The 12,837-nt window shown below is 34.1% G+C and carries 8 protein-coding genes and 1 tRNA gene; 8 read left to right on the top strand and 1 reads right to left on the bottom strand.

Annotated features, from left to right (window positions below; translation table 11 throughout):
- The first annotated feature begins 199 nt into the window (after positions 1-199).
- The 4 genes from FTU36_RS00220 to FTU36_RS00205 all read left to right on the top strand — a co-directional run bounded on the left by FTU36_RS00220 (position 200) and on the right by FTU36_RS00205 (position 7,462).
- A tRNA-Ile gene (locus tag FTU36_RS00220) sits at positions 200-276 on the top strand.
- Positions 277-470: 194 nt separating this feature from the next.
- Positions 471-1,700, top strand: coding sequence for a site-specific integrase (locus tag FTU36_RS00215; protein ID WP_180115288.1), 1,230 nt, complete (start codon positions 471-473; stop codon positions 1,698-1,700).
- A 181-nt stretch (positions 1,701-1,881) separates the two neighbouring features.
- On the top strand, positions 1,882-4,725 hold the full coding sequence (locus tag FTU36_RS00210) for an ATP-binding protein (protein ID WP_180115447.1): 2,844 nt from the start codon (positions 1,882-1,884) through the stop codon (positions 4,723-4,725).
- Between the two features lie 1,738 nt (positions 4,726-6,463).
- Positions 6,464-7,462 (top strand): hypothetical protein, encoded by a 999-nt coding sequence (locus tag FTU36_RS00205; RefSeq protein WP_180115289.1) that lies wholly within the window; start codon positions 6,464-6,466, stop codon positions 7,460-7,462.
- A gap of 31 nt (positions 7,463-7,493) precedes the next feature.
- Here FTU36_RS00205 and FTU36_RS00200 read toward each other — a convergent pair whose 3' ends face one another.
- On the bottom strand, positions 7,494-7,832 hold the full coding sequence (locus FTU36_RS00200; RefSeq protein ID WP_180115290.1) for a helix-turn-helix transcriptional regulator: 339 nt from the start codon (positions 7,830-7,832) through the stop codon (positions 7,494-7,496).
- A 126-nt stretch (positions 7,833-7,958) separates the two neighbouring features.
- On the opposite strand from FTU36_RS00200, the gene FTU36_RS00195 reads away from it, so the two are divergent.
- From FTU36_RS00195 to FTU36_RS00180, 4 genes are all read left to right on the top strand, one after another.
- Positions 7,959-8,681 (top strand): hypothetical protein, encoded by a 723-nt coding sequence (locus FTU36_RS00195; protein ID WP_180115291.1) that lies wholly within the window; start codon positions 7,959-7,961, stop codon positions 8,679-8,681.
- A 78-nt stretch (positions 8,682-8,759) separates the two neighbouring features.
- Positions 8,760-9,632 carry a hypothetical protein gene (locus FTU36_RS00190; RefSeq protein ID WP_180115292.1) on the top strand — a complete coding sequence of 291 codons (873 nt, stop codon included), beginning with the start codon at positions 8,760-8,762 and terminating at the stop codon, positions 9,630-9,632.
- Between the two features lie 379 nt (positions 9,633-10,011).
- Entirely contained in the window at positions 10,012-11,580 is a 1,569-nt protein-coding gene (locus FTU36_RS00185; protein WP_180115293.1) for a type I restriction-modification system subunit M, read from the top strand.
- Positions 11,580-12,833 (top strand): restriction endonuclease subunit S, encoded by a 1,254-nt coding sequence (locus tag FTU36_RS00180; protein ID WP_180115294.1) that lies wholly within the window; start codon positions 11,580-11,582, stop codon positions 12,831-12,833. Before FTU36_RS00185 ends, FTU36_RS00180 begins: the two co-directional genes overlap by 1 nt.
- Positions 12,834-12,837: the final 4 nt, after the last annotated feature.

Raw genomic sequence — 12,837 nt, 5'->3', positions numbered from 1 at the left:
ATAACTTTTGTCGTGATTTACATCACGATAGGATTCGACACTTTGTGCATTTTGGTCGAATCAAAGCTTAACTGCTGCAACTACAGCCAATTTGTTGTGTTAGTGTGCAGCCGTGAAGAAAAAGGCTTGTCTTTTAAAAAAATCTTCGCTAGTATGCTTTGCGTCTGAACTTGTTGATAAATAACACATTCAGAATATAGGGCCTATAGCTCAGTTGGTTAGAGCAGCGGACTCATAATCCGTTGGTCCACAGTTCAAGTCTGTGTGGGCCCACCAATTTTTTGTAATCATATGCACAACTTTGCAATGATTTGATATATAAACCCATGAATTATAATGATTCATGGGTTTTTTATTTCTGCTTTTTGCACAACTATGTTCGGCTATGCACAGCTTTATTTGACCCTCTTGTGTATCCAATCTTGTATCCGATACTCTTTCTGCATTACTCGGATACAAGGTGTTTAGCTATGAAAAGAACTGCCCTAAATGGCATCAAACAGATAAAAGACTCGCATTTATATAATCTTGAATCTGAAGATAAGGAGTATCGTATTTCATGCGATGCTGGGCTTTATTTTCGTGTATCACCAAAAGGGAAAAAAACTTGGCAAGTCCGCTTTAAGGATGAAGCTGGGAAGTGGAAATGGCATAGTATTGGAAGTTATCCGCAGTTATCGCTTGTAGCAGCTAAACTTGAAGCTTCAACTATTTTTCTCAAGTTACAGCAAAATGAAAAAGTATTAACAAAAAAAGAAATTGAATTGCAAAGAATTGAGAAGCAACAACTTAATTTAAAAAGCTTGATGTATGACTGGCTTGATACTAAGAAAACAACTTGGGCTGCAATAACAATAAAGAAAGAAACTCAATCAATTGAAAAACGTATCTTATCTGTTTTTGGTGAATTGGATTTCACCAAAATTTCACCTCAACAATGGCTGACATTTTTTCAGGATATGCTCAGAAGTGAAAGTATTTACAATCGTGTAGAGAAACTAGTTTCACATTGTCGCAATGCCTATGATCTTGCAAAGTTTCATGGACAAATAGAGTCGAACCCTTTGGATGGAATTTTGAAGTATCTTGATAAAGGTAGTAAAGGGAATATGAAGCATGTCAGTCTTCAGGAACTGCCCGAGTTGGTGCAGTCTATTCGAAGCTATAGAAATTCGCATACGGCAATTGCTTTAGAGTTACTTGTTATTCTTTTTCCTCGACCACAAGAATTGCGCTATGCAAAATGGCAAGATTTTGACTTTGAGAAAAAAATCTGGATAAAGCCTGCCGAAACAATGAAATGTGGTATTACCCATGTTGTACCTTTACCAAAACAGGCAATAGAACTGTTATTTAAATTAAAAGAAATTAGGACAGTATCGGATTTTTTATTTCCTAGCAGAGATAGCCTTATAAAGCCAATGAGTGAAGCAACTTTAAATAATGCTTTGAAAAATCTAGGCTATCGAGGCCGTCAAAGTCCACATGGATTTAGACATATTGCAAGTACTGCCTTAAATAATCAATTCAGTGATAAAGAACAGGTTATTGAAGCTTGTTTAGCGCATAAAAAACAGGGTGTAAAAGCTGTTTATGACAAAGCTACACATTTAGAAGAACGAATTGAAATTATGCAGTGGTGGGCTGATTATTTAGAACAGTTATATTCGGATAAAAAAGTCACAATGAAAGTTGCTTAATTCACTATCGAATGTATGATTAGTGCAATTAATAACAATGTCTTAGATACAATGAAGTTAGACCTTTAGAGTTAAAGGATGTTGGGTAGATTTCGTATCTGCAATTAGAAAATATTAACCCATCAATGAATATTATTTGTGGGGGAAAAATATGGTTGGGAAAACAAATAGGGTAATAGAAATGCTTAACGACTCAATTTTATTAGATCAAGAATTATACAGCTTAGAAAGGCATTTTGAGAAGGTTTGTAACCGCCACCCTCATTTAAAATTATTAGAATCACAATGGCGGTTTGATCAAGAGCTCATTAGTAAAGCCCTTCAAAATGTAAGTACTATTTTTCCACATTACAGTCGTCATGATGTTTCTCATTCTCGTCAGATAATAGTAAATATTGAAAGATTACTTGGAGATAAAATAAAGTTTTTAAGTGCTACTGACACATGGCTTATTTTAGAGGCAGCATATAACCATGATATAGGAATGGTTATTACTCAAAAACAAATTGAAGACATGAATACTCCTGAATTTGAAGAGTTTGTTCATTCATTAAAAGATAGCTCAGATGATAATTTAAAAAAATTTGCAAAAAAATGGATTAAAAAAAAGGCTGTCTTACCTCAAAAAGCAGAAGCCCATGATTTTATTCACCAATATATTCAGTTATTAGCCGAATGGTATAGACAAAAACACCCTCTAAACTCAGCAAAAATAGTAAGAAATCCAGTTGAAGAAATAGGATTGAATTCATCACGTAATGAGTTATTACCAAAGCGTTTATTTGATGTACTGGCAGATATCTGTAAATCACATGGTGATAATTTTGATGCTTTAATAAATTCACTACCGAAAGCAGAAGCAGGCATGGCATCCGAAGACTGCCATCCTCTTTATGTTGCTTGTTTACTTAGAATGGGTGATTTATTAGACATAGATGACAATCGGTTTTGTCCAATCATGATGTCAATGTGTGGTCATAATTTGCCTAACTTAAGTAAAGCTCATTATGATAAGCATCATTCTATTAAACATTTTCGACTTGATGCGGAACGAATTGAAATTAAATGTTTATGTCCTACCCCTGAATCATACGAGGCTGCTTATGATTGGTTTAACTGGCTACAGCAAGAATACCATCAACAGACTCAACATTGGGACCAAATAGTTCCGTGCAAAGAATTAGGTCGTTTGCCAACCTTAATGACACCTATCGTTGATATAGATGAACCCTATTTAATTCTAAGTCAAGGAAGAAAACCAAGTTTTAAAGTTAATCAAGAAGCTATTTTAAAATTAGTAAGAGGAACTGGCTTATATTCTTCGAAATTTGACAGTATTCGTGAAATTTTACAAAATGCCGTTGATTCCACATTGCATAGAATATGGCTTGAAAACCAAGATGAGATTAAGGACTTAATCCCAACATCAGCTCGATTAAAAGAAATCTACGATAATTATAAAATGACTATAACATTTGAACCTAAAGAGAAAAAATCAAATAAATGGGTGTTAAAAATTAAGGATCAAGGAACAGGCATAAGTTCAAATGATTTAAAGTATATGTTAGAAATAGGTAGTTCTTTCAAAAACAAGGAAAAGCAAAAAAGAATTAGAGAAATGCCTAAGTGGTTTAAACCTTCAGGAGCATTTGGTATTGGTTTACAAAGTGCTTATTTGCTTGCAGATAGTTTCACTATGATTACCCATTCATTTTTGGATAATCAAAAACTAAAAATTAGCTTTAACAATAAAAATAAAAGTGTAATTGTTGAAAAAATAAATAAAAATATAGATTTTGGTACTGAATTTATAATTGATATCGATATCAAAAAATTACCCCAAAATATTTCTTATTCATTTGATGAAAAATCTTTAATTGACGATAAATTAAAAGAATTTGACTTCATTGATCCAAACTCAAACTTATCTTTTGTAGAAACAATTAAGATACACAATAGTATTAATAACTTTTTATTAAACTCTCCTATTTCATCCAATCTAAAATTACCTTCCAAAGAAGGAAAAGCTTATTTTGATAAGGAAACAAATCTTTTATTTCATCTTATAGATTTTGGCGATTTTTCTCCTCGAAATCATTATAAAACCTATTTCAGAGGACAGTCCTTTATAGATTTTTACACAAATTATGAATGTGTTAGCTTTATCGTTGATTTTTATCATACAAATTCCGATAAGTTCTTAACATATAACCGTGAAAAAATATTACCCACTGCGAAGAAAGAAGCCAGCAAGGTTTTACGTAAAGCTATATGTAATTATATTGAAATTTTTTTTGATAACTTGGATGAGGAAAAAAAACCTTATGCTGCATTAAGTTATATTGTTAGTCTGACAGAGAAAAAATATGATGAAATTGATCGTAAGTTTTTAAATTATTTGGATAAATTTCCAATTTTACTTGATAAATCTACTATTCTTCTTAAGGATTTAATAAGCAATATTAAAAGTGGAGAAATTAAAAGCCTTTCTATAATTGATAGTTTTAGAAATGATGCTACCGAAGAAGAAAAAATACAAAACCGTATTTTAAATACCTCACGCAATGGTTTATTTCATATTATTAAATTTTTAATAACAAAAGATGGACTTTATTATGTCCAAAATTATAAAACACATGATTTAGAAATTATTAATTTTTCTAAAGATGATATTCAGCCAATAGCTAAGCATTTATTTAAAAATCACCTTATTGAAAAAAGTAAAGGAGGATTACACTCTATTGGTTGTAGACTTATTATTCCCGCTTGGGGGGATTTTAGAGGTCTTTCAATTAAAGAAAAATTTAGTTGGGTAGATATATATGATTACTCTTCTTTCCAATCTGACTTTTTAGTTCTACCTCTAAACTTTAAATATGATATTACAGATAAAGAATTTTATGAAGAATCTGATGATTTTATTAATTGGGTATTCAATCATAGAAAGAATAATGAAATTAAGATTGAAGATATTAAAAGATTGAATCAAGATTTAATTAATCATATTCATAATATACTTCAGTAAGATACTAATTTAGATTAAGAAAATAAGTAAAACTCTTAATTGATTATATAGTTTTTATAAGTATCTAAAGTAAGGCTCGTCCCTAAGGGATCGAGCCTAATTTCATTTGTTAATGCTCTTTGTTGAGCAGATGATTACGCCTGTTCTGGCGGTTCAATTTTTTCATGCCGACTTAGGCCATATTCCATTTCATATTTCTACTGCTAGGCAATAGTTTTATGCTTGTCTAATCTGGAAGAACAAGCCACGATTTTTTCATGCTGGTGTAGCATTATCCTGATTTAAGTCTCAGGCAAACCCGTATAAGTATATTTTCATCAGTGACCAAACTTCTGAATACTTACACTGTACCAATCTCGGCCTAGTCAAGGAGACCAATCCCCGACTGAGAAACACGACCAGTGTTCCATTAACCTTTCTTTTCTACATATTGTCCAACATGCTCACGCATGTGCCGACTCAAGTTTTCGCAATGAGCATCCCGACTGAAAAAAATCGAAATGTTTTAGGATTCGCTTTAAGCTAGCTATCTCATTTAATACAAATCTTACTATTAAGATTTGTATCACAATTTCCGCAAGTAGATACTTGCTTTATATGCGCTACTCACCATCGCTCCCACACTGAAAAAATACAACAGACTTTTAACCAATTTAAGCCTTTTTATTCAGTGCTTCCCAAGTTATTTCAAAGCGTCTTAATGTGCAGACCGTTTATCCTCTCGCCTGTATACATGCTTCCTGTTTCCCCCGACCGTAGTTCCTTAAAAAATATCGGGATATGATGTATACATAACTTTATAAAGGGTAAAACTCTTACACTCCAATCAGCATCTATCGATTAATGCCGTTACACGTTTAAGCTATCCAGCGACCCATTCAGCTTGCGCAAAATGGTGCCAGCTTTTCCAGCGTTAGCCTCAAAGCCCTAGTACCTTACGGCACTCTCAGCAGCCATCGTGATTGGAAATGAGCATACTTTTCCAAGTAAATAAACTTGTTCGATCAAGCATACACATTCAGCTATTAACGGAGACTATCGCACATCCTATGCTGCTCCTGACTGTATCACTTTGAACAGGGTTTCAATGATCCACTATTTTCATAGTTTCACACCTAACTTGGCTATTACTAACCAAATGACCATTTCACGATAAATCGCTTATAGGCTCCCGTTTCCTTGTCGCCCAACCACTTTTTATTTGCTTGGAACTCTTAAAAAGTGAATGAACGGATAGAAAGAGGATATTGCAATCCTCTAGCCCCCGTTGCAACGTACCGAGCGAGGTTTCCCCAGCAGTCCGCTACATCGGCAGTACAAAAATGGTTAATTCGTGTACTCATGGCAATATGTATCAAAGTTTTTGAATGGTGGTCAGCCATTCAAACCACTTCAAAAAAAGAAAGTTGGAATGGATGGTCAATCCACAATTCGATTGATATGCAGCCATATTATCAAAGTTAATTTATTATATCAATAATATTGATATAATATTTAAACAAGTATAAGATTTGCTGATCAAGGTTCGTAATGCGCATTAGGAACTACTTTATTGTCACCTTACAACGTGAGGTGACAGTGCTAGCGCAATTTGATTAATGCTGATTGCTGACGCACTCAGCAAAATGGGAAATGTAGAGAAAATTATTGTTGATGAACAATTCAAAAATGGATGAAGAAATTTGGATTGAAGTGGATTGTTGATTGACATGAAAAGTGCATAGTTGGATGACATAAAATGATTGATTACAGCCCCCACACAAAATACACCGCACAAAAAATTCAAGATAAGGTCACAAGAGGATCATATTTTTACTGCAAATTTATAGTGCAAACTGAGTTAGGTAAAATTGATATTGAAAAGATTATTCATAAATTAACCGAACGATATTCATTAAATTTAACCAGTCGGCAAAGAACATATCGACTAAAACAAGGATTACCTGTTGCTGATCTCATTGTTCAAGACATTCTTTATAAAGATGCATGGTTATTTGTCTTGTTGATCAAAACCCCTAATAGCCATCGTCACAGCAAAGAAACCATAGGCAAAGTGACTTCAACAACTAGTTCAGCATATACATCAAAAGATAAAATTGCTGAACTTGAACCTGTCATCTGGGACAAAATTACAGTCGAGCAAGAATTAACTTTTATCCGTCACTACTATAAAGACAATGAACAATTTAATTTCATATTGAATAAACCTTATCTATGCTTAGATTTTGGGAAATGTGAGGCTGAATTAGTACGGTTAAGCCATAAAAAGTATGCTGAACATCAGACTAAGTTTTACCGTAAAAGTAACAAGAATTTCTCATGGACGTGGCGATTTAAGAAAACTGAAATAGAAAAACTAAAAAGAGAATTAACCCAAATTCTCAATCGAGTGATTTCACAGAAAGATCAGACCAAAGCGCTCAATGATCTTCTTGCATGGCAGAATTATTTTAAAGTTTATGCTGTATTCAGAGGCAATCGACAACAGGCGGGACGTTTATATACCTTCGGGAAACTATTCTTTTTCAGTCGGAAAAGACAACGATGGGATCAAGCACAAATGCCTGTGATGGACTTAACAATCATCGCGCGTTATGAAACCTATGCGGATTCTTATATTGAGTATTGTATGCGTAGATATTTTTATGAGTCCTTTGAAGCGGAGCTTCCACGAGAAATTTCAAAATCTGAAGATTGGCAGTTAATCAGTGAATACATTAAAGCGCAGGATTTATAAAAAAATATCAAATATACTTATACTTAAAAATTTATATATTTGTTTTTTTTATATTTTGAGCTATTTGATTAATAAAATCTAATACTTCTTTCTGCTGTAATTCAGTCAAAAAATAGAGTTTTGTAACAAGTTCTGCCATTAAATTATCTTCAATATAGAAGTAAGCTACGGGTACTTCTAAAACTTCAGCTATTTTTATAGCCGTCAGAAGATCGGGCGCATACTTTCCTGTTTCATATTGATTCATTCGAGCACTAGCCGAAGCTTCATCAATGCCAGCAAGTATTCCTAATCGTTCTTGAGAAAGCTTCTTCGCTTTGCGAGCAACCTTTAGACGCATTGAAAATACATTGGATTTTTTGCTTTCCATATGTTTAATAATCAATTCAAAACTAAGATTCTCTTAGTTTTGAATTGATAAATTACTAAGGATTACTTAGTATTATGATCAGCATAGCTATGCTTTATAATATTGATCCAACACTCAGAGGGTAAAATGAATAAGAATTTTTTATTTTTAGCGATTTCTTTCGTCTTAATTAACGCAACAGGCTGTCAACATATCCAAACAGCAGCAGACAGTACGGTAGGTGCTATAACGAAAGGAGTAAACGCCTATGATGGCTGGGTAAGTAAAGGTACTCAACGCGTATGGGATGAAATGTCAAATAAAGAAATACGAAACAAATTTTTAGTCCTTTCAAATAACTCTAATAATAATGTAATTGTTCTAAACCCATCATTGATCAATGATAAATTTAAATTAGAAAAACGTACAATGGGTTCAATCCATTTAGAAAAATATATTAATCATGAAGCAAACTTTAGCGAAGCAAATCGAAAAATTAACAATGGTATTTATATTTCAGAAAAAGATTTAGCCTCAAAAATGTTTATTGAACAAGCATTAGCAAAAGGACATCAAGTCCGTATGTATAAAAAGAATATTAATAAAGATTTGAACAATGGATTAGTACAATCAATTACCGAGTTTAATGGTGCTCAAAATCGTTATGATGTCGACCCTGCCTTTGTAGAGTTTGATAAAAATGGTAGTCCTGTAGCGATTATGACGCGTTCATGGCAAACAATTTCAGCTATCGGTGTCGATAGCCGTACATACACCAATATTTATTTTGCTCAAGATGCTTTGCGTTGGTTTGAAAATAATTTTTCAAATCGTTATTTAGAAGACTCTTTAATTCGGACATATAAATAAGTTTCCTACTCTAAGATTCTATCCAGTATTAATTTATTGCATTCAGATAAAATAAGCAAAACCTCAAAGAGACACATAATGAAGACAATTACATCTATTCTTGGGCTTTCTTTTGTAACTAGTATCATTGGGTGCGTGACTGTCGATCATATAAAAACTTCAGATGTATCAAAATTTAAAGGTCCAAATGAAGTTATTACTTCCAAAAAATTGAATGGAAAAGATGGCACTGGGAAAGAGTACATAACGAGTGACGTATTACTTGATCACCAAATTCCTTATACTTATTTAAAGACATATTGTGAATCTCAAAATGGGCGTTTTTCACAGACATATCAATCAAAATTTTCAAGATTAACCAAGCCAATTCAAGGTTATACAAACATCGCACTCCCATATATTGGTGGTTTTACTTGTACAGCTTCCCAACCGTGGGGTGTAACAATTGAACCGATTTCAAACAGGTACAATCGTAATGCACAACTTACGTTTATGACTTTAAAAACTGAAATAGCAAATCCACTTGATCTTCTATATACATCAAGTGACTATCATATGATTGATATGAAAAAGAAAAGAGACCTTGATGCTCAAATACAACAACGTAATCAAGAGATTAGAAATCAACAACAAAATTATCAACGCATGATTTCTGCTAATGCGCCTAAATCCAATGATATCGGTCGCACTATCTGTAAGGATACTTCAGTTTCTGAATATACTGGTCTAATCGTGCTTGGTCAGCCACAATTTAGAACTGTAGATGGTGCAAAAGTTATTGCAAGTTTAGAAACAATTAGCAATAACAACATTAAAATTAATATCAAAGGTTGGTTAAGTAGTAACAATAGCATTGCTTCTGGAAATAATGTTATGTACAAACAAACGCCATTGGAATCTGGTCGCGTGATTTGGGACAGTAAAGAAAATTGGTACACTTGTATGTATTAACATTTTTTCTAAAAAGTTGACTTGCTAATCGACAAGTCAACTTTTTAGTTAGACATATCATCTTGAATTTCATATTTTTATGATTTTCTCTCATTCAGTTCCACTTTGTGTTGAAAAAATTAGCAATTATTTTTCTAAGATTGTAGTTACTTTTGACTAATGATTTAAATTTTATGCATGTTTAATTTTGGGAGTATTACCCCATCATAAGTGATAATTTTGTTATTTAAACTTTTTATAAAAATCAATAATTATATCAAAAATATTGATATAAGTTTAGTGCGACAAATTTTGTCTTTCTATTTCCAATTTTGCTGAAAAAACTTTAATTTTCGGTACACTAGTCATGTTTTATTCTTTTCATCGGACTCCTATAACAATGACCCACGTACAACTGCAACAATTACAAAAACAACTGTGGAATATTGCCAATACTTTGCGCGGTACCATGGGCGCCGATGAATTCCGTGATTACATTCTGGGTTTTATTTTCTTTAAATATTTATCGGAAAAGTCGGTGAACTTTGCCAATGAATTGCTCGATGGCGAAGACCTCAGCTTTTTAGAGTTAGATGAAAATAATCCTGAGCATGTACCGTACATCGAAGAAATTAAAAAGAATGCCATTGCCGAAGTGGGTTATGCGCTTACACCAAAACAGCTATTCCATACCTTAGCCGAGCGTGGTCGTCAGGGCGAATTCATTCTGGATGATTTAACTGCGACCTTAAAATCGATTGAACAAAGCACCTTAGGCACCGACTCTGCCGATGACTTTGCCAACCTGTTTGAAGATTTAGATCTAAACTCGACCAAGCTTGGCAATAATGCCAGTGACCGTAATGCACTGGTGGCGAAAGTCCTGAGTCATTTAGATGATATTGATTTTGATATTAGTAATACCGAAGCCGATGTACTGGGGGATGCTTACGAATACCTGATTGGTGAATTTGCCTCAGGCGCGGGCAAGAAAGCTGGTGAATTCTATACCCCACAAACGGTATCGACTTTACTGGCAAAGATTGTCACCCAAGGCAAGGAGCGTTTACGTTCAGTCTATGATCCGACTTGTGGTTCAGGTTCGTTGTTGCTACGGGTAAAACGTGAAGTGAAAGATGTCGATATGATTTACGGTCAGGAGATGAACCGTACTACTTACAACTTGGCACGCATGAACATGATTCTGCATGATGTGCATTTTGCCAAGTTCGACATCAAGCAGGAAAATACCTTAACCCGTCCGCAGCATTTAGATAAAAAGTTTGATGCGGTGGTGGCGAATCCGCCATTTTCTGCAAAATGGTCTGCCGATCCGTTATTTTTACAAGATGAACGCTTTGCTGCGTATGGCAAACTGGCGCCAAGTTCTAAAGCCGATATGGCATTTGTACAGCACATGCTGTATCAACTGGATGACAACGGCACGATGGCGGTGGTGTTACCGCATGGCGTATTATTCCGTGGTTCGAGTGAAGGCGTGATTCGTCAGTATTTGATTGAACAGTTGAATGTGGTGGATGCCATTATTGGTCTACCCGCCAATATTTTCTATGGCACTTCGATTCCGACCTGTATTTTGGTGTTGAAGAAAAACCGTGAGCAGAGCGGCAATATTCTGTTTATTGATGCCAGCAATGAGTTTGAAAAGCAGAAGAACCAAAACAAGTTATTGCCTGAGCATTTGGATAAGATTGTTGCAGCATTTGAAAAGCGTGAAAATATTGAAAAATATGCGCATGTGGCGACTTTGCAAGAAGTGAAAGATAACGACTACAACCTGAATATTCCGCGTTATGTGGATACCTTTGAGGCGGAAGCCGAGATTGATTTAGATGCGATTGCAAAACAGCTTCAAGCTTTGGAACACGACAGCCAAAAGGCCGATGCTATCATTGCAGAGTTTTGCAAAGAGCTAGGCATTACATCGCCTTTTGCGGAGGTGAAGTAATGACTGCGCCTAAGTTAAGATTTAAAGATTTTGATGAGGATTGGACGGCTAAAAAGCTGTCACAAGTTGCAAATCTCACATCTAGTAAGCGAGTTCATTTATCTGATTATGTGTCTGAAGGAATTCCATTTTTTAGAGGTAAAGAAATTACCGAACTTAAATCAGGAATTTTTCCTAAAGATATTTTGTATATTTCAAAAAAACAGTATGAGGACTTTAAAGAAAAATTTGGAGCACCTCAAAATAATGAAATTTTGATGACTGCAGTAGGTACGTTAGCGAATACTTACTTGATTAACACTGATTTTGAATTTTATTTTAAAGATGGAAACCTAATTTGGTTTAAAGATATTAATGCAGATCCAAACTTTTTAATGATTCTATTAGATGCTAGAAAAAATGATGTCTTAGCTAGTGCGATAGGTTCAACCCAAAAAGCTTTAACAATTGCGAATCTGAATAAGCTAATTTTTAATTTTCCATCCAAAGAAGAACAAACCAAAATCGCCTCTTTTCTTTCTACCGTGGATGAAAAGATTAGCCAACTCACGCAAAAACATGCGCTACTCAGCCAATATAAACAAGGCATGATGCAGAAGTTGTTTAGTCAGGAAATTCGTTTTAAAGCGGATGATGGTAGTGAGTTTGGGGAGTGGGAGGAAAAGACTTTAATTGATTCTATTGATTCTAGTATCAAATGGAGCTTTACAGGCGGTCCTTTTGGATCAAACCTAAAATCAGATGATTATACTGAATCAGGTATAAGAATTATCCAACTTCAGAATATCGGGGATGGGCTATTTTTAAATGATTATAAAATTTTTACTTCACTTGAAAAGGCTGATGAATTACTAAGTTGTAATATCTATCCTAATGAAATTTTAATTTCAAAAATGGGCGATCCTGTAGCTCGTTGCTGTATTGTTCCAAATCATCATGATCGCTACCTTATGTGTTCTGATGGTATTCGATTAGTTGTTAATAAAAATAAATATTCCACACATTTCATGTTTTACCAGATTAATTATCAAGATTTTAGGCAAAAAGCCTCAGATGTTAGTACTGGGTCAACAAGAAAACGAATAGGTTTAAGTGATTTAAAACAATTACCTATTTTAGTTCCTTGCCTAGACGAACAAACCAAAATCGCTAATTTTTTATTGAGTACCGATCAAAAAATTGAAGTTGTGACACAGCAAATTGAACAAGCCAAACAGTGGAAAAAAGGCTTGTTGCAGCAAATGTTTGTTTAATACT

It is taken from the genome of Acinetobacter sp. YH12096, assembly GCF_013419215.1.
Lineage (GTDB): Bacteria > Pseudomonadota > Gammaproteobacteria > Pseudomonadales > Moraxellaceae > Acinetobacter > Acinetobacter amyesii.
This window is presented reverse-complemented; position numbering and strand designations above follow the sequence as displayed.